13 protein-coding genes and 1 rRNA gene are annotated in these 18,465 nt (G+C 46.0%); 8 read left to right on the forward strand and 6 right to left on the reverse strand.

Annotation, left to right across the window (positions count from 1 at the left end):
* Positions 1 to 475 precede the first annotated feature (475 nt).
* The 3 genes from MSP8886_RS20260 to dksA form a co-directional block, all read right to left on the reverse strand.
* On the reverse strand, positions 476 to 1,924 hold the full coding sequence (locus MSP8886_RS20260; protein ID WP_067020362.1) for a sigma-54-dependent transcriptional regulator: 1,449 nt from the start codon (positions 1,922 to 1,924) through the stop codon (positions 476 to 478).
* A gap of 115 nt (positions 1,925 to 2,039) precedes the next feature.
* Complete coding sequence (gluQRS, locus tag MSP8886_RS20265) at positions 2,040 to 2,918, reverse strand: tRNA glutamyl-Q(34) synthetase GluQRS (RefSeq protein WP_067020364.1); 879 nt, start codon at positions 2,916 to 2,918, stop codon at positions 2,040 to 2,042.
* A gap of 4 nt (positions 2,919 to 2,922) precedes the next feature.
* The gene (gene dksA, locus MSP8886_RS20270; protein WP_067020367.1) at positions 2,923 to 3,357 is read right to left on the reverse strand and encodes an RNA polymerase-binding protein DksA; all 435 of its coding nucleotides are present in this window, start codon (positions 3,355 to 3,357) and stop codon (positions 2,923 to 2,925) included.
* Between the two features lie 162 nt (positions 3,358 to 3,519).
* On the opposite strand from dksA, the gene MSP8886_RS20275 reads away from it, so the two are divergent.
* On the forward strand, positions 3,520 to 4,686 hold the full coding sequence (locus tag MSP8886_RS20275; protein ID WP_067020370.1) for an aminotransferase class I/II-fold pyridoxal phosphate-dependent enzyme: 1,167 nt from the start codon (positions 3,520 to 3,522) through the stop codon (positions 4,684 to 4,686).
* A 43-nt stretch (positions 4,687 to 4,729) separates the two neighbouring features.
* On the opposite strand, the gene lptG is transcribed toward MSP8886_RS20275, so the two are convergent.
* Together lptG and lptF are read right to left on the reverse strand one after the other, a co-directional pair.
* Positions 4,730 to 5,791: an LPS export ABC transporter permease LptG gene (gene lptG, locus MSP8886_RS20280; protein WP_067020373.1), complete on the reverse strand. Its 1,062-nt coding sequence runs from the start codon at positions 5,789 to 5,791 to the stop codon at positions 4,730 to 4,732.
* On the reverse strand, positions 5,788 to 6,927 hold the full coding sequence (gene lptF / locus MSP8886_RS20285) for an LPS export ABC transporter permease LptF (RefSeq protein WP_083201068.1): 1,140 nt from the start codon (positions 6,925 to 6,927) through the stop codon (positions 5,788 to 5,790). The genes lptG and lptF overlap by 4 nt, the downstream gene beginning before the upstream one ends.
* 118 nt (positions 6,928 to 7,045) lie before the next feature.
* Between lptF and MSP8886_RS20290 the strand changes: the two genes are divergently transcribed.
* The 4 genes from MSP8886_RS20290 (at position 7,046) to MSP8886_RS20305 (ending at position 12,663) form a co-directional block, all read left to right on the forward strand.
* Positions 7,046 to 8,509, forward strand: coding sequence for a leucyl aminopeptidase (locus tag MSP8886_RS20290; protein WP_067020376.1), 1,464 nt, complete (start codon positions 7,046 to 7,048; stop codon positions 8,507 to 8,509).
* A 310-nt stretch (positions 8,510 to 8,819) separates the two neighbouring features.
* Positions 8,820 to 9,335, forward strand: coding sequence for a hypothetical protein (locus MSP8886_RS20295; RefSeq protein ID WP_067020378.1), 516 nt, complete (start codon positions 8,820 to 8,822; stop codon positions 9,333 to 9,335).
* A 151-nt stretch (positions 9,336 to 9,486) separates the two neighbouring features.
* Entirely contained in the window at positions 9,487 to 12,270 is a 2,784-nt protein-coding gene (locus MSP8886_RS20300; protein WP_067020381.1) for a valine--tRNA ligase, read from the forward strand.
* 132 nt (positions 12,271 to 12,402) lie between these two features.
* Positions 12,403 to 12,663, forward strand: coding sequence for a cold-shock protein (locus MSP8886_RS20305; protein ID WP_067020384.1), 261 nt, complete (start codon positions 12,403 to 12,405; stop codon positions 12,661 to 12,663).
* A gap of 89 nt (positions 12,664 to 12,752) precedes the next feature.
* Here MSP8886_RS20305 and MSP8886_RS20310 read toward each other — a convergent pair whose 3' ends face one another.
* A complete protein-coding gene (locus tag MSP8886_RS20310; RefSeq protein WP_067020387.1) occupies positions 12,753 to 13,178 on the reverse strand; it encodes a CBS domain-containing protein in 426 nt (141 codons plus the stop codon).
* Between the two features lie 110 nt (positions 13,179 to 13,288).
* Here MSP8886_RS20310 and tadA point away from each other — a divergent pair, with 110 nt between their 5' ends.
* From tadA to MSP8886_RS20325, 3 genes are all read left to right on the forward strand, one after another.
* On the forward strand, positions 13,289 to 13,777 hold the full coding sequence (gene tadA / locus MSP8886_RS20315) for a tRNA adenosine(34) deaminase TadA (RefSeq protein ID WP_067020390.1): 489 nt from the start codon (positions 13,289 to 13,291) through the stop codon (positions 13,775 to 13,777).
* A gap of 115 nt (positions 13,778 to 13,892) precedes the next feature.
* The gene (gene purL, locus MSP8886_RS20320; protein ID WP_067020393.1) at positions 13,893 to 17,792 is read left to right on the forward strand and encodes a phosphoribosylformylglycinamidine synthase; all 3,900 of its coding nucleotides are present in this window, start codon (positions 13,893 to 13,895) and stop codon (positions 17,790 to 17,792) included.
* Positions 17,793 to 18,343: 551 nt separating this feature from the next.
* A 16S ribosomal RNA gene (locus tag MSP8886_RS20325) occupies positions 18,344 to 18,465 on the forward strand; the annotation flags it as partial.

The following is an 18,465-nucleotide window of genomic DNA, read 5'->3' on the forward strand; positions in this document are numbered from 1 at the left end:
TGGATTAAGCGAATATAGTGTAGATAGAACAGAAAGGGGAGAGACATATCGGGTAAAGCCCGAAAACAAAATAATCGCTTTGGATACATGAAGATACTAGTTCCGAAAACAAAGTGGGTGCTGCTTCAGCAGTTCTACTCAGGTTTTATTTTTATTATTGCAATGTTTTCATTGCCCGAAGGCTTATATATCTAAAAAAATCAATTATCCAAAGCGATTTTCCATCCATAGCCTCACGTTTTTATTTTTGTTTTGAGAGGCTACGGTATTCTTGTTTTTTATTTTTATTATTAAGAACATACGACGACTGATTAACTTATTTTTATTCTTCGTCAATCTTCTTATCGTTGTGTTCTATATAGAGCACGAGTTGTGCCAAAAAATATAATCCATTGAATTTATTAAGTTTTATGTTTTTTCTGTACGCTTTGCTTGCAAAATTTCTATTTTTTTATGTGTAATTTGGTATCAAGTGTTACTTATTTTCTGTTACTTGTCTGGGTATGCCAAGCTTTTGTCTCCTTTCCCACAGGCTTTTTCTAGATATGCCCAAAGAATGTGCAAGTTGAGTCTCGGTCATTTTATGTTGGTGCGAGAGAACAAAGTGTTTAAAGTAATCATCCAATGTTGTGCCCGTTGATGGCGTCATTGATGAACGGGCCTCCTCCTGAGCTTTTTCAATCTGCTGTGCGTGGCTGGCGGCCTGACTGGTATGTCGAGATGAAATTTTCAGGTTAGCTGCTTCGACTTTGTTGGCAGGGCTCAAGATGACAGCGCGCTCAATGGCGTTTTCGAGTTCTCGAACATTACCTGGCCAATGATGATCGCGAATCGCTTTATCAAAGCTTTTGTTGTAAGCCAATAAGGGACGGTTGTGCTTTTTACAGGCCTTTTCCAGTAGGTTTTTGGCGATCATGGAAATGTCATCACCGCGTTCTCTGAGGGGAGGGATGATCAGTTCCATGACGTACAGACGGTAGTATAAATCCTCACGAAATTGTCTCCGCCGAACCATATCCATTAAGTCTCGGTGTGTTGCTGTGATCAATCTAATATCCACTTTGGTGGCTTGGACGGCACCAACACGGCGTATTTCCCCTTCCTGTAGTACGCGCAATAAGCGGGCTTGAGCCTCAAGTGGGAGCTCGCCGATCTCGTCTAGAAAGAGAGTGCCATGGTCTGCGGCGTAAATCAGGCCATCTCGGGCGCTGGAAGCCCCTGTGAATGCCCCTTTCTCATGACCAAAAAGTTCTGATTCAATAAGGTTTTCTGGTATGGCAGCACAGTTGACACTGATCAAGGGCTTGTTGTTGCGTTTACTTAAATCATGGAGGGCTTTGGCAACCAGTTCTTTACCTGTACCCGATTCGCCTCGGATTAGTACGGTAACATCCGTACTGGCGACTTTGCGTATGTCGCTGAAAAGCTCTTCCATCGGCGGGCAGCGTCCAATAATGGTGCTGTCTTCATAGCCCAATCGCATGGATTGCTCTTCTTGTTCTGAACGTGCAAAAAGCAGTGGTGCTTCTTTGGCTAGTTTACTATCTTGGTTTCTTTCGCTTGCGATGTCGGCTTGGCTCTGGGTATTTTCCAGCGCATCGATAACGTGTTTTAACAAGGTTTCAGAATCCGTAGGAAGAGGTAGGTAATACTTGGCCCCTAATGACATGGTTTGTACTGCGATATTCAGGCCGGGTTTTGTATCCAGTACAATCCTTGGCGGAGTGTTGTTCAGTTGCTGTGGCGTTGCCTCGGTGAGACAGTCGTTATCCACAAGTAGAAGATCAAAGTCTTTTAGTTCATAAAATTTGTGGGCCTGTTCAAACGAGTGGCTTAGGTTGACTTGAAAACCATAGCGCGAAAGCCATTTGTCTGCTTCTTTTAGCGGCGAATGATCAGGACTTATTATCATTATGTGATGCATTTTGTCACCTCTTGTAACCAGTGCAACGATTATACACACTCGATATCCCTTGAATAGAAAAAATAAACCTATCAGGATGATAGATTTGCTGGGGTTGTAAGACGATGTATGAAGCTTAGAGGAAGTGAGTGTCACTGGCTTGTAAAGTCATGACACGTTGCTTGGTGAACGTATTGGGCGACCATTGGGGGATAGCTTGAATGAGTGTTTCTTGAATGTTTGTGGTGTGATCGGTTTGAATACCCAGATAGTACATAACGCGCTTTAACGTTGCCAAGTCACCATTTGGAACGGCTTTAGCGTGGTTTTGCTTGCTGATTTTTTCGCGCTGTTCATTAACGATTAAAGGAATATGGCAAAGTTTAGGGGGTGGCCAGCCGAATAAGTCGAACAGGTATAGTTGCTGAGCTGTGGTGTCTATTAAGTCCGCGCCACGGACCAAATGGGTGATACCTTGTTTGTGATCGTCGATTACTACGGCAAGCTGATACGAAAAGTAGCCGTCTTTGCGCTTGAGAATGGGGTGGTTGCCTGTTAGGTCTTGTTCAAATAGTAAGGTGCCTTGGATGGCATCGTGGCAACGATACACATCATTCTGTGTTTTTAGGCGCCAGGAATGCGGTTTGTTGGTCGTACTTTGGCAAATGTCAGGGTGCCGGCCTTGGTGTTCAACAAGAGATTGACGGGTGCAATTGCAAGGGAAAACGTGATTATGTTGCTTAAGTTGGTCTAAGTAGTACTCGTAGATATCAGCGTGAGGGAGTTGAAAACGAACGGGTTCATCAGAGATTAGCTGATAACTGTTCAGGGTAGCAAGAATCTGCTCTGCATACTCAGGTTTGCAGCGTACGCCGTCCACATCTTCCATGCGGATGAGCCAAGTGCCATTGCGCTGTCGGGCGTCCAGATAGCTGGCGACAGCGCATAGCAAAGAGCCAAAGTGAAGCGGGCCGGTTGGCGATGGAGCAAAACGGCCTCGGTAACACTGCGACATGAGCTTAGCCGCCGATTTGTTTCTCTTTGATCTCGGCCAATGTTTTACAGTCGATGCATAAGGTTGCGGTTGGACGAGCCTCTAGTCGGCGAATGCCGATTTCAATGCCACATTCATCGCAGAACCCATAATCATCTTCGTTAATGCGTTCAATGGTCTGAGAGATCTTTTTGACCAACTTACGTTCACGATCTCGAGCGCGCAATTCTAAGCTAAACTCTTCTTCTTGGCTTGCTCTATCGTTAGGGTCAGCATAGTTAACCGCTTCCTCTTTGAGGTGATGTACAGTACGGTCAACCTCTTCCATTAGGCCTTGTTTCCAATTGAGCAGTATGCTTTTAAAATGCGCCAACTGGTTCTCGTTCATGTATTCTTCACCTTCCTTAGCAACGTAAGGGGTGAATTCTTTCATTAAAGATTCCGGGTTCGTATTTGGCATACGCATAGCCTCATTTCGCAGGCGACCTTGTGTGGTAACCTGTAAACTAAAAAGATTAGGTGGTTTATTTTTCGGGCGGAAACTTACCAGATAATTTTACTATTAACCACATTTTTTGCTCAAAATTTCATGGAAATATGTAACGGAATTAGGAATACGTCAATGAAGCAGGGTCAATTAGCACGTCGAGTCAGTAAAATCGCGCCTTTTCAGGTTATGGCCGTTCTCGATAAAGCCAAACAACTTCAAGCCAATGGTTACGATGTGATTCATCTTGAGGTGGGTGAGCCAGACTTTGTCGCCCCAAGTGCGGTGAGCGAAGCGGGAGTGCAAGCCATTCGGCAGGCACAAACGGGTTATACCTCGGCAACTGGGCTACCAGAACTAAAACAGGCGATTAGCCGCTATTATCATTCTCGTTACAAGGTGTCCGTGGCTCCTGAACGAATTATTGTCACGCCCGGTGCGTCAGGTGCTTTGCTATTAATGGCGTCTTTAATGGTAAACGAGGGGGAAGAGGTGATCATGCCGGACCCTTGTTATCCCTGCAATCGTCATTTTTTACTGCAAGCTGGAGGGCGAGCGAAACTGATAGAAACCTCACCAGACAACGAATTTAAAATTGATCTGGATGGACTAGCACAATATTGGTCAGCGACGACCGCTGGTTTGTGGTTGGCTTCGCCTGCTAATCCAACAGGTGCTGTATTGAGTCGGGCCTATGTAGAGCAAGCTTGGCAGGCGGTGAAGGATCTGGGGGGACACCTGTTGGTCGACGAGATTTATCAGGGACTTGTTTATGATGGCGACGATTTCACGGCGTTATCGGTGGATGATAATCTCTTCGTCATCAATAGCTTTTCTAAGTATTTTGCCATGACAGGGTGGCGATTAGGTTGGATAGTGGTGCCGGAGTGGGCGATTGAAGGGGCGATAAAGTTAGCGCAAAATCTTTTTATTTGTGCCCCCGCCATGTCGCAATATGCCGCTTTGCATGCTTTTGATGAAGGGGTGTTGACGGAATGTGAGGCGCGTCGAGAGCGATTAAATCAGCGTCGACTGGCGTTGTTAAAAGGTCTGGAACGCATTGGTCTACCTGTTGTTACGCCAGCTCAGGGCGCATTTTATGTGTTTGTTGATGTGTCTTCGGTCACCTCAGATGCGATGACGTGGTGTTTACAGCTTTTAGAACAAGAATATGTGGCATTAACACCGGGAGCCGATTTTGGTATAGCGAATGCGCACCAATATGTGCGCTTTGCTTACACTTGTGAGGAAGAAAGATTGGTAGAAGCCATCGCTAGGATTGAACGTTTCATGCAATCCTAGCCATTTGATTGGGCCTAGTCGTGGAGGGACTTAACCCTTTTTATTAACCTTTGCGTCGCATTAAATAGAGTGCAGCCAGAGTGCAAAGCACAATTGGAATGCTGACACCGATGGCTGGTGGGAAGTGGGCGGCTACGCTCATTTGTCCAAAGAGGTTTAAACCGTTTTGGAAGGCCAGTCCAATCATTACCCCTGAGAAAATCCGCCCTCCCATAGTGGATGAGCGCAATGGACCAAATACGCTGGATAAGGCAACCAGTACTAGGGCAAGTGAGCCCAATGGCCTTAGTGCTTTTTGCCAGAACTCCAAGGCATACTGGGAGGCATCTTGATGTTGTGTTTCTAAGTAGTCTTTATAGTTTGATAGCTGTGAGAGCGACAACGAATCAGGATCCTGTGAGGCCAAGAATAAGTGCTCAGGTTTAATGCTGACGCTCCAGTCCATGGTTTTAAAGCGCTTGGCTTCGGTATGATCCGGGAAGAACAGCGTTTCGCGGACATTGTTTAGTATCCATTCATCGCCCTTTTTGTGAGTGGCTGTATCCGCTCGGATGACCCGTTTCAACTTTTCATTATCGGGGGTGTAGACGATAATGCCATACAGTTTTCCGGTGTTATCGGCCGCGTTAATGTAGACGAATTTCTTATCAGCCTTAAGCCATACCCCACCTGTTAGTGCAAAGTTAGTGTCTTGTTGGTCTCGAATCTGTTCAATTAAGTTAGCTTTTTGTTCGGCAACAGGCGCAACGTATTCAGAAATGGCTAAGCCGATTAATGACACTAATAATATAGGCTGACAAGCCGCTAACCCTATACGCCAGATAGGTAAGCCAGCGGCACGCATAACGGTAAGCTCTGATGTGGAAGCCAGTGTGCCGAGTCCCATGAGCGTGCCAATCAAGGAGGCGATAGGAATGTATTCAGCAAGCTTGCCTGGCAGACGAAAGAGCAGCACTTGTAGCAGAGCAGAAATAGGGTAATGGTCATCAACCTGTTTAATCTTATCGATAAAGGTCAGGGCGTAATCTAACCCAAGTAGTACAAATATAACGATTAAAAAGGCCCATAGAACGCTACTGGCAATGTATCTGTCTATCTTATTCATGAAGTTGGCTCGTTTGTGCCTGAGTTGCTTTGGTTAGATTTCGGTAGTCTAGCCTTACGGCGAAAAAATACTTGGTTATATTGAAGAAAGAGGCCAGCGGCAATCAGTATAAATATGCCATGTATCCACCATAACCCATACTCAATGGGTATGGAGCCTTTTTTGAGAGCCGTACGCCCCCAAATGAGAAGGGCGATGTAGAAAATCATTAAAAGGATCGCTGGCATCATTTTGAAAAAACGTCCTTGTCGTGGGTTCACTTGGCTAAGTGATAACCCGATGATGGCAAGAATAGGAATCATGATGACGAGCGAAATGCGCCATTGAAGCTCGGCTACGTCTGTGGGAATCGAACTTTTTAGTAAGTATAAAGTGCTGCGTGTTTCAGGGTCGGTAATAGGTCTAGGAGCGTTTTGCTTTAGTCGCATGGCATAGGTGTCGAACTTGGTGACGCGGTAATTGGCGGTACCAGGTATACCCTCATATCGGGTGCCATTTTTAAAGACAAGGTAATCTAACCCTTTGTTGCTTTTCATTTTTATTTCTTCTGCGTAGTCGGCCATCAGCACTGTGGGTATATTGAGGTTATTTTTGCGCGTTAAGCTGGATAGAAATATCTGGTTCATCCAGCCTTCCTTTTTGGTAATGCTGTCAATATAGGTGGTGCGTTGTCCTGAGCCTTGAAAACGTCCAGGTTGGAGAAAGTCAAAAGCAGATAGTTGGTCTTGCTCTTGAGAAGCTTTTTCTGAATTGTATTCACTGGTCGGTGCAATCCAAAAGTTCAGTGCAGCACTCATTAGGCCAACAATCAAGGCAATGCCTAGGGTGTATGATGCCAATTTGAGCTTGCTTATCCCACAGGAAAACAATACTGACATTTCATTTTCTATATATAACCGGCCAAATGCCAATAGCAGAGACAGGAAAAAGGCTAATGGCAAAATCATTTGTATAAAGCTAGGTGTGTGGTAGCCAAGTATGATAAATAAGAATTTGAAGGTCATCTTGCCATCCGTCGTACGACTTAAGTAGTTGACGAATTGGCCGCTCAGGATGACGATAAGCAAAATGAATGTCACGCCAGCAGTTGACATCAACACTTCTTTCGCCAAGTATCTAAATAATCTCAAGGTCACCTCAGTTGGGTAATGCTTTCTTTATGCAGAGTTGAATACAAATTAAAGGCCCCCATTATCTCGTGCTAAGAAGAAGATTATCCAGTTTTTTTTGCAAAGTTATTTTAAGGAATCTTTCATGAATACGGTTTTATTCGATCGCTTGTCTAATGTTCAAGCGGATTTGTTGGTAACTTTCGTTCCTAGCGAAGGCGAATTACCAGAATCAAGCGCTTGGATTGATGCGAACTCTGACGGTCAACTCACATCACTACGTGAAAGTGGTGTTTTCAAAGGCAGCTTGGCGCAGACATTGTTGTTACCAAGTGTATCCGCTGATTTTTCCCAAGCGGTTTTATTGGTGGGCGTGGGCAAAAGTACACAATTAAGTGATATGCAGGCACGCAAAGTCGTGGCCGCTGTTGCGTCACAAATCAAGTCTTTGCCTTATGCGACAGTCGCGGTAGCAAGCGCTGTACTAGGCACTAAAAATCGCTCCGCTGGGGAAACCATTGCTTTGGTTGCTCAATGGTTGAATGAAGGCTTTTATAACTTCCTTGGCTTTAAGCAAGATGATGCTGAGAAAGTGTCAAAAGTCGATACTTTGATGATTGAAGGAAGTGATGAAGCGGCTCTTGCTATTGGTGTAGCAACGGCAGCAGGGTCGGCCTTTACTCGTCAATTGGGTAACCTACCAGGCAATGTTTGTACCCCAAACTACCTTGCGTCAAAAGCGCAAATGTTGGGTGAAGAATACGGAGTTGAGGTCGAGCTACTAGACGAAACTAAGATGGACGAGCTAGGTATGCATTGTATGCTGTCTGTAGGTCGAGGTAGTGATCAGCCTAGCTATTTGATTGTCATGCATTATCGTGGCGGTGCAGAAAACGAAGCAGCTCATGTGTTGCTAGGTAAAGGGATTACCTTTGATACGGGTGGTATTTCGTTGAAACCTGGTCCTAAAATGGACGAGATGAAGTACGACATGTGTGGGGCGGCCAGTGTTTTCGGTACCATGAAGGCGATTTGTGAGTTGAAGCCTAAACTGAATTTTACGGCGGTCATTGCAGCGGCTGAAAATATGCCAAGTGCACGTGCGACTAAGCCTGGCGACATCGTCAAAACCATGTCGGGTAAAACGGTTGAAATCTTGAATACCGATGCCGAAGGACGTTTGGTGTTGTGTGATGCGTTGACTTATATTGAGCGCTTTAAACCACAATCGGTAGTGGATATTGCGACGTTGACGGGTGCGTGTGTCGTGGCGTTAGGTGGGGTGAATTCTGGAATGTATGCAAATGATGAGGCTGTCGCTTCTGAATTGAAGGCCGCCAGCCAAATTGCCGCGGACAAAATCTGGCAAATGCCTCTGGACGAAGAATATCAGCAACAGCTTGATAGTAACTTCGCCGACATTGCCAATATTGGTGGCCCTGAAGCGGGCTCAGTAACGGCTGCGTGCTTCTTGTCTCGCTTTACTGAATCTTACCCATGGGCTCACTTGGATATTGCTGGTACGGCATGGACTGGTGGGGCAGCAAAAGGGGCCAGTGGTCGTCCGGTTGCCTTGCTGACACGCTATTTGTTGTCGAAAACACAGTAATTAAAAATACCCTAATAAAGTCATCTTTCGATTTGGTCTGTTGTTTGGTCCGTCGAGTAGGTTGAGAAAAAAGCAGTTTCGATTGATCGTTACTGCTTTTTTTATATAAGAATGAAGGAGATAGGGAAGCTTTAGAGTACTCAGGGGAAGAGAAAAGGTGAGAAGTCGGTTTGCTGCGTCAATATAGGGTAGACATTTATTTTCGAGGATGCGAAAGTAAACCGATGTGTCGGGTCGTTTTGTTGGCCTGTTGGTTTGTCTTTATCCTCCTTTTAACTTAACGAACTCATTTAGTTTTGGTTGATGTTTTATGTCTGAATTAGCCGCTCATTATGAAGAAAGCACATTAGAACCGGATGAAAATACCTTGATCAATGCGTTACGCAATCAGGATGATATTCCGATTCTGATGGATGTCGTGATGGACAAAGAGGATGTTGATGTCACTGACGAGGAGTTTGTACCGTTAGCTGACACGCCCTCAAAGCCGATGGGGTTGGCAGAGCTTGTGGCTGATGACCTTAGAGAGGAGCAAGATGCTAGTTATGAGGATGAAAATGAGAGCAGCCAAAATAGTGTCCAAGAGGATCATTCAGGTATTCCTGTATTAACCACTCCAGAGGTGGTTGCTGCTCCCTTGTCAGCACAACAACTGGCACAACAAAATGAGTCAGTAAGCCAGAACTCACAACAAGCGGCGGGCGAGCAATCTGAATTGCAAGAAGCAATCTCTATTGCGTTGGCTGAGGTGCTGCAAAGACGCTTGCCTGAGTTAGTAGAAGAAGTGTTGCACATAGTGAATGAGCGTGTGTCCAACAGCAAATAAAGGCTTTGCCTGATACTCTTATTTCTGATACGAGGTTGCTAACCTCAAACAGCTTGTTATTCAAATGAGTCAGGTTATTCTTTATCTGACCATGACACGTTATAATCCGCCAATTACATTTACCGCTACAGAAGAGCTTTAAGACATCATAATGGAAAAAACCTACCAACCTCAAAGTATCGAACAGCCTATTTATCAACGTTGGGAAGACGAGGGATATTTCTCGCCTCAAGGTTCCGGCGCGCCTTTTTCTATCATGATTCCGCCACCTAATGTCACTGGTAGCCTGCACATGGGTCATGCGTTTCAGCATTCTTTGATGGATGCCATGATTCGCCGTGAGCGTATGAAAGGTAAACGTACCTTGTGGCAACCAGGTAGTGACCATGCGGGGATTGCTACGCAGATGGTGGTCGAACGACAACTCGCGGCACAAAATATCACTCGCCACGATCTGGGTCGTGAAAAATTCTTAGAAAAAGTGTGGGAGTGGAAAGGTCAGTCAGGCGGCACCATTTCTGACCAGATGCGTGTTCTAGGGGATTCGGTAGCGTGGGACAAAGAGCGTTTCACCATGGATTCTGGTATGTCGGCGGCGGTTCAAGAAGTGTTTGTACGCTTGTTTGATGAAGGCATTATTTACCGTGGTCAGCGCTTGGTTAACTGGGACCCGGTTTTACACACGGCCATTTCCGATTTGGAAGTCATCTCTGAAGAAGAAAACGGCTTTATGTGGTACTTCCGCTATCCGCTTGCCGATGGAGAGAAAACCGCTGATGGTAAAGATCATATTGTGGTGGCAACAACTCGACCAGAAACCATGTTTGGCGATGCGGCCGTCGCGGTGGCGCCCGATGATGAGCGTTTTACTGATTTGGTGGGCAAATTTGTTGAGTTACCCTTGGTTGGGCGTCGTATTCCAATTGTGGCGGATGAATACGTTGATAAAGAATTCGGTACTGGCTGTGTAAAAATCACACCTGCCCATGACTTTAATGACTATGAAGTGGGCAAACGTCATGATATGCCATTGATCAACATTTTTACTGATGATGCGAAGATCAATGAGAATGCCCCAGAAAAATACCGGGGGATGGATCGTTTTGATGCGCGTAAAGTGGTGGTAGAAGATTTTGATGGGTTAGGCTTGCTTGAAAAGGTAGTCGATCACAAGTTGAAAGTGCCACGCGGTGAGCGTGGTAACACAGTGATCGAACCTTACTTGACGCAACAATGGTATGTGGCGGTTGAGACTCTTGCTAAACCCGCCATTGAAGCGGTTGAAAACGGCGACATTCAATTTGTCCCCAAACAGTGGGAAAACACCTATTTTTCTTGGATGCGAGATCTTCAAGACTGGTGTATCTCTCGTCAGCTTTGGTGGGGGCATCAAATTCCGGCTTGGTACGATGCTGAAGGCAAACATTATGTCGGTATGAGCGAAGATGATGTACGTGCTAAATATGGTTTAGCGGCGGATCTTGAGCTGACTCGAGACGAAGACGTGCTAGATACTTGGTTTTCTTCCGCACTTTGGACCTTTGCGACACAAGGTTGGCCGGAAGAAACGCAAGATTTTAAAGACTTCAGTGAATCCGATGTCTTGGTAACTGGTTTTGATATCATTTTCTTCTGGGTGGCCAGAATGATCATGATGACCTTGAAGTTCACCAACAAGGTGCCCTTCAAAACCGTGTATATTACTGGGCTGATCCGTGATGAACGCGGTGACAAGATGTCCAAATCGAAAGGTAACGTCATTGATCCATTGGATCTGATTGGCGGTATTGATATCGAGTCTTTGGTGAAAAAACGCACTTACGGCATGATGCAGCCGCGTCTTGCTGAGAAAGTTGAAAAGAACACCCGCGAAACCTACCCAGAAGGCATTCAAGCCTATGGTACCGACGCTTTGCGCTTTACCCTTTGCTCACTGGCATCCGGTGGTCGTGATATTAAATTCGACCTCAACCGCTTAGAAGGTTACCGAAACTTCTGTAACAAAATTTGGAACGCAACCCGTTACGTTCTGATGAATACAGAAGATCAAGACTGTGGTCAAAATGGTGCAGAAGCGGAATTGTCTCTTGCTGATAAGTGGATTATCTCTCGTCTACAGCACGCTGAAGAAGCGGTAAATCGTGCCTTTGATACACACCGTTATGACTTGGCAGCACAAGCTCTATACGAATTCATGTGGCATGAGTACTGTGACTGGTACTTGGAACTGTCTAAGCCGGTACTTTGGGATGAAAATGCAACGCCAGCTCAGCTAACAGGAACTCGTCGTACCTTGGTGCGTGTGTTGGAAGCCTTCCTGCGTTTGGCACACCCTATGATGCCATTCCTAACGGAAGAAATCTGGCAACGTGTTGCGCCGCTAGCGGGTGTGGAAGGTGAGACCATTATGTTGGCGTCCTACCCAGAAGCTGAAGAAGCTAAGAAAGACGCTCAATCCGAAGCTGATGTGGAATGGCTGAAAGGGGTGATTGAAGGTGTGCGTAATATTCGTGGTGAAATGAATATCGCCCCATCTAAACCGCTAGATGTTTTATTCCGCAATGGTTCTGAGCAAGACAAGGCCCGCCTTGAAGCGAACTTGGCCTTCTTGCAAAAATTGGCAAAACTGGAAACCATCACTTGGCTAAACGCTGGCGATGAAGCGCCTATGTCCGCAACGGCTTTGGTAGGGGACATGGAAGTGTTAGTGCCAATGGCGGGGTTGATCGATAAGGATGCCGAAATTGCGCGTTTGCAAAAAGAGATTGATAAAGCGGCTAAGGATCTTGAACGCATAGAAGGCAAGCTATCTAACGAGAGCTTTGTGGCTAAAGCCCCAGAAGCGGTGGTGGCGAAAGAACGCGCTAAGTGTGATGATTTGAAGCTGATGGTCAGTAAATTGGAAGAGCAAAAAGCCAGTATTGAGTCTTTATAATTGGTAAAATGAAGAATAGCAAGGCACCTTTGGGTGCCTTTTTCTATGCTTATTGAATTGCAATAGTGTAGGGCTTAAATAGAATAAGAGTCGTCTCAAAAAAATAAAAATAAGTAGTAGAGGTAATTCGGTGTGGAAAGAGTAATTGGGAAAGTTAAGTGGTTTAATGACTCCAAGGGCATTGGTTTTATCAAACGAGTAGGTGAGAGTGATGTGTTTGTTCACTATAAGTCTATTCAGACAGAAGGTCATAAGACTTTACGCAAAGGTCAAGAGGTCAGCTTCACTTTGGAGACAACGGAATTTGGAATTCAAGCGATGAATGTACAAATAGAGAGTGCGCCGTCAACGTCCAAGAACCCCCAAAGTGAAGTGGCTCAAGTCAATAACTAGAATGCTTTGCACAACCCAATGCGGCATAAAAGTAGACTCAATATGTTACTCCGCTGGCTTTTGTCTATGATGTTGTGCACAGCTTTCTGCTAGTTATCTTGTTTGGTAAGTAGGCTGTGGGCCAATTTAACAAAGTCAACTGGCGTTAAAAGGCCAACCAGTTTGTTGTTTTCAATGACGGGGAGGCAGCCATATTTGTTTTCGATAAAAAATTCGGCGGCGACATCGAGATCCGTGTTTGGAGTGATGGTTAAAATATCGGTATTCATGGCTTTTGCTACGGGGGTTTGTTCTTCTTTGTGGTTGAGCTGTTGAGTTCCGAATTGGCTGACCAGATAAAACGCATGGCGCAGGTACTCTCGTTGCGTTAATAGGCCGATGCATTCTCCTAGATCATTCGTAATGGGTAGATTGCGAATGTTTTTATTGTGCATTAATGATTTGGCGGTGGCCAAAGAGTCGTCCTCTTTTAGTGTGACAAGTTGAGTTGTCATCAAGTCCGCGACTTTCATCATGTTGTCGATCTCCCTATTTTTCTGTTTAAAGTATCAATTAGTTTGGTGTAAGCCTCGTCGAAAGGCAATTCGTTTGCCATGAATAAGATCAATCTTAAGGCGATTATATAATGAATGATGAGATATGGATGCAACAGGCACTGTTATTGGCCGAAAAAGCGGCGCTTGAAAGTGAAATTCCAGTTGGGGCCATCGTTGTGTTGGATGGGGAAATTATTGGTGAAGGTTATAACGCCCCCATCTCTCAATGCGATCCTACCGCACATGCGGAAATTCAAGCGATCCGAGATGCTTGTCGGCGGATGAATAATTATCGCCTTCCCGGTGCGACTTTGTATGTCACCTTGGAACCTTGCTCGATGTGCGCTGGTGCCATTATTCATTCACGTGTGTCGCGAGTGGTGTACGCTGCCATTGAGCCCAAAAGTGGCGTAGTGGAAAGCCAAGGGCAGTTTTTTGATGCGCCTTTTTTGAATCATCGAGTAGACGTTTGCTCGGGAATATTGGCGGAGGCGGCATCGGTGCAATTAACCCAGTTTTTTCAGTACCGTCGAGAGCAAAAAAAGAAATTGAAACGGCAGGCCAAACGTAATTTATAGAGTTTTCTGCCTCATTTCCTGTAGAAATGTCATACTATGCTAGCCTCTATTTGCCTCATTGCTTTAAAATACTCACACCATTTCCCCAAAACTACCAAGTGAGGCAACATACAACATGCTAACCCTGCATGGTTCCGCGGCGCTATCGGCGTTTCGCAAAGCAAAGTTATTAGCCAATATGCAAGCATCTGTGCCATCTGTTATTGATGTCGATGCGCAATTTCTCCATTTCGTGGAGCTGGCTGATGACCAAACGCTTTCCGTTGAGCAGCAAGCTGTTTTGCAACGTGCTCTAGCCTACGGTCCTAAATCCTCCCAAGTCAGTTCATCTGAGCAAAGTGTTTTAGTGGTTCCACGTTTAGGTACCATTTCACCTTGGTCATCCAAAGCAACCGATATCCTTCATAACTGTGGCCTTGCCGTGGTCTCTCGTGTTGAGCGCGGTGTGGAATATTTTCTCCATAGTTCCGTGCCATTAACGGCAGAAGAGTTGGATCTATTGTCAGCTATGTTGCATGACCGCATGACTGAAAGTGTGTTGCCTGCATTGAGTGATGCGGCCGACTTGTTTTCTCATGCCGAACCTGCACAGATGACAAGTGTGGATGTGTTAGGCGGTGGCCGTGAAGCGTTGGTTGAGGCAAACCAAACGCTCGGTCTGGCACTGGCTGAAGACGAAATTGATTACCTTGTGGCGTCTTTCATTGAATTGGGTCGTAACCCAATTGACGTTGAGCTAATGATGTTTGCCCAAGCAAACTCTGAGCATTGTCGTCACAAGATTTTTAATGCGTCTTGGACCATTGATGGCGAAGAGCAAGAACGCTCTTTGTTCAAAATGATTAAAAACACCCACGAACATAATCCAGATGGCACCTTGTCAGCATACAAAGACAACGCGGCTGTGATGGAAGGTCACTTTGGTGGTCGTTTCTTCCCATCTTCAGAGACTCGTGAATACGACTTCAGCCATGAAAACATCGATATATTGATGAAGGTGGAAACCCACAATCACCCAACGGCGATTGCCCCATTCTCTGGTGCGGCAACGGGGTCAGGTGGTGAGATTCGTGACGAAGGGGCAACTGGTGTTGGCGCAAAACCAAAGGCAGGTTTGAGCGGCTACACGGTATCTGACCTGAAAATTCCAGGTTACGAACAACCTTGGGAAAGCCAATATGGCAAGCCTTCCCGTATTGTGACGCCATTAGACATTATGATCGAAGGGCCGATTGGTGGTGCGGCGTTTAACAACGAGTTTGGTCGTCCTAATCTATTGGGTTATTTCCGTACTTACGAACAAGAAATCCAAGGTGCTTCGCAAAAAGAAGTGCGTGGTTATCATAAGCCAATCATGTTGGCGGGTGGTATCGGTAATATTCGTCGTGAGCACGTTGAAAAACAAGAGATCAAAGTCGGCGCTAAGTTAATCGTGCTGGGTGGTCCTGCAATGTTGATCGGCCTTGGCGGTGGCGCGGCGTCTTCCATGGCATCAGCTGATGGAAACGAAGACCTGGACTTTGCCTCTGTACAACGTGGTAATCCAGAAATGGAACGCCGTTGTCAGGAAGTTATCGATCGTTGCTGGCAGTTGGGTGACAAGAACCCAATCAGCTTTATCCACGATGTGGGAGCGGGTGGTTTGTCAAACGCCTTACCAGAATTAGTCAAAGACGGTGAGCGGGGCGGTAATTTCGATCTACGAAAAGTGCTAAATGACGAGCCAGGCATGTCACCACTGGAAATCTGGTGTAACGAATCGCAAGAGCGTTATGTTATGGCAGTTTCTCCAGATCGTATCGAAGAATTTACGGCGATTTGTGAGCGTGAGCGCTGTCCTTTTGCCATTGTCGGTGACGCGAAAGAAGAAATGCACCTGCAAGTTGCGGATGAGCATTTCGATAACAAGCCTGTTGATTTGCCAATGTCGGTGCTATTTGGCAAACCGCCTAAAATGCATCGCGAAGCGACGAAAGCGGTGATTGTGGGTGATGAGTTCACTGCTATTGATGTAGATCTAGCGGATGCAGCAAACCGCGTTTTGAGCTTGCCAACCGTGGCGAGTAAGAACTTCTTGATCACCATTGGTGATCGTTCGATCACAGGTATGGTGGCGCGTGATCAAATGGTGGGGCCATGGCAAGTGCCTGTAGCGGATGTGGCGGTCACCACTTCGTCACTTGAAAGCTACACTGGCGAAGCCATGACCATGGGCGAACGTACTCCCGTTGCTTTGTTGGATGCACCAGCCTCTGGTCGCATGGCGGTTGGTGAAGCGCTGACCAACTTGGCGGCAGCACACATTACCAAGCGTAGCCATATTAAGTTGTCTGCCAACTGGATGGCAGCGGCAGGTCATGAAGGCGAAGATGAAAAACTTTACCAAACTGTAAAAGCCGTCGGTATGGAGTTATGTCCTGCATTGGATATTGCCATTCCAGTGGGTAAAGACTCCATGTCCATGAAAACGGTATGGAAAGAAGATGGCAAAGACAAAGCGGTAACCTCTCCACTTTCCTTGGTTATCTCTGCCTTTGCGCCAGTGACCGATGTTCGCAAAACATTAACCCCTGAATTGCAAAACAAAGCGGATACCCGTTTGTTGCTGGTGGACTTAGGGGCTGGCAAAAATCGCCTTGGTGGTTCAGTTATCGCTCAGGTATATAACAAACTTGGTCAGCAGGCGCCAGACGTTGATGATGCTGCGGCCTTAGCAGGCTTCTTCGATACCACACAAGCTTTGAACGCCGAAGGCAAATTGTTGGCTTATCACGACCGTTCTGATGGTGGTGTGTTTGCAACCTTGGTCGAAATGTCATTTGCCAGTCATCTGGGCTTGGACATCGATCTGGATGAAACTATTATCAATCGTATGCAAGTCGCTCCTGCTTTGTTTAATGAGGAGTTAGGTGCGGTTATTCAGGTGAATGAGTCTGATGTGACCGAGGTGATCTCTGCTTATGCCAATGCGGGTGTCACAGTGACGCCTATCGCAACCTTATCGGGAGACGATTCCATCCGAGTGCGTTTCGGCGGCGAAACGGTATTAGAAGAAACACGCGTCAATTGGCAGCGTGTTTGGTCAGAAACCAGCTACCGTATTCAAGCACTACGTGATAATCCAGACTGTGCGCAACAAGAGTTTGATAGTTTATTGGATGAGAGCGATCCGGGCTTATCGGCGCATCTCTCTTTTGACATCAATGCTGATGTGGCGGCACCCTTTATTGCATCCGGTAAGAAACCAAAGATCGCCGTATTGCGTGAGCAAGGCGTCAACGGTCAAGTAGAAATGGCGGCGGCTTTCCATAAAGCGGGCTTCACTCCTGTAGATGTTCACATGAGTGATATCTTGTCTGGCCGTACTACGCTGGATCAATTTAGTGGTCTGGTGGCCTGTGGTGGTTTCTCTTACGGTGATGTATTGGGAGCCGGTGAAGGTTGGGCGAAGTCCATTTTGTTCAATCAGGTTGCTCGCGAGCAATTCGAAACCTTCTTTAACCGTCCAGATACCTTCTCTCTGGGTGTGTGTAATGGTTGTCAGATGTTGTCGAATCTGCATGAACTGATTCCTGGAACAGACCATTGGCCGAAATTTGTCCGTAATCAATCGGCACAGTTCGAGGCGCGCCTAGTACAAGTAGAAGTTCAGAAATCCAACTCTATTTTGTTCGATGGTATGGAAGGTTCTCGTATGCCGATCGTTGTGGCCCATGGTGAAGGCCAAACGGAATATCGTGATGAACAAGATATTGCTGCCTTAGCGTCTTCTGCGCAAATTGCCCTTCGTTATGTGGACAACTACGGTCAGGCAACGGAGCGTTATCCATTCAACCCGAACGGGTCAGCACAAGGTGTGACTGGGCTAACTTCTGAGGATGGTCGTGTCACTATTATGATGCCTCACCCAGAACGTGTTTACCGTACGGTCCAACACAGCTGGCACCCAAATGATTGGCAAGAGCAAGCCCCTTGGTTGCGTTTGTTCCAAAACGCCAGAAAGTGGTTGGGTTAATTTTCTCACCTAAAAACTGAGTGTTAAGTAAGGCCTCTAATGACATGATTAGAGGCCTTTTTTATTAATCGCTGATGAGTACAAGAACGATAGAGTGTTGTTAACCGGAGAAGTTGAGCGTTTTTTGCTCGAAAAGCTGAGTTAATGAATGATTAATGTGCAGAAAGTGTGTTTCTTAGATTTAATTTAACTTTATTGAAAAAAGCGCTTGCGCTCAAAATTCTAGGATGTATTATACGCACCCACTGACACGGACGGCAACGCAAACAACGCTTTGCCACTTAGCTGAAACAACAAGCTAAGCAAGCCGAACGACAACACGTCAGACGCTCTTTAAAATAGATAATCAGATAATTTGTGTGGGCGCTCGCTGAGACCTTCAGAAGATCGACAGGGTTTTGCTTAGTTTACTGAGTAGGGCACTGAGCGATCAAAAAAATTGAAGTCTTACGAGAGTCAAACACGTCAATTCGCTTTATGTTGATTTGTGATCTTAGATGATGAATCGATTAAGTTATTGTTAGTGTAAGAATTTGAGTGAGCAAGCTTTTAAACTGAAGAGTTTGATCATGGCTCAGATTGAACGCTGGCGGCAGGCTTAACACATGCAAGTCGAGCGGTAACAGGGGAGCTTGCTCCTGCTGACGAGCGGCGGACGGGTGAGTAACGCGTA

The organism is Marinomonas spartinae, from assembly GCF_900089775.1.
Lineage (GTDB): Bacteria > Pseudomonadota > Gammaproteobacteria > Pseudomonadales > Marinomonadaceae > Marinomonas > Marinomonas spartinae.

What these genes read in the sequence shown, in the direction of transcription:
- gluQRS (WP_067020364.1), bottom strand. Translation starts at nt 2,918, where the DNA reads ATGTCGCAGTGTTACCGAGGCCGTTTTGCTCCATCGCCAACCGGCCCG.
- MSP8886_RS20275 (WP_067020370.1), top strand. Translation starts at nt 3,520, where the DNA reads ATGAAGCAGGGTCAATTAGCACGTCGAGTCAGTAAAATCGCGCCTTTT.
- MSP8886_RS20295 (WP_067020378.1), top strand. Translation starts at nt 8,820, where the DNA reads ATGTCTGAATTAGCCGCTCATTATGAAGAAAGCACATTAGAACCGGAT.
- tadA (WP_067020390.1), top strand. Translation starts at nt 13,289, where the DNA reads ATGAATGATGAGATATGGATGCAACAGGCACTGTTATTGGCCGAAAAA.
- dksA (WP_067020367.1), bottom strand. Translation starts at nt 3,357, where the DNA reads ATGCCAAATACGAACCCGGAATCTTTAATGAAAGAATTCACCCCTTAC.
- lptG (WP_067020373.1), bottom strand. Translation starts at nt 5,791, where the DNA reads ATGAATAAGATAGACAGATACATTGCCAGTAGCGTTCTATGGGCCTTT.
- MSP8886_RS20260 (WP_067020362.1), bottom strand. Translation starts at nt 1,924, where the DNA reads ATGCATCACATAATGATAATAAGTCCTGATCATTCGCCGCTAAAAGAA.
- purL (WP_067020393.1), top strand. Translation starts at nt 13,893, where the DNA reads ATGCTAACCCTGCATGGTTCCGCGGCGCTATCGGCGTTTCGCAAAGCA.
- MSP8886_RS20290 (WP_067020376.1), top strand. Translation starts at nt 7,046, where the DNA reads ATGAATACGGTTTTATTCGATCGCTTGTCTAATGTTCAAGCGGATTTG.
- MSP8886_RS20300 (WP_067020381.1), top strand. Translation starts at nt 9,487, where the DNA reads ATGGAAAAAACCTACCAACCTCAAAGTATCGAACAGCCTATTTATCAA.
- MSP8886_RS20310 (WP_067020387.1), bottom strand. Translation starts at nt 13,178, where the DNA reads ATGATGAAAGTCGCGGACTTGATGACAACTCAACTTGTCACACTAAAA.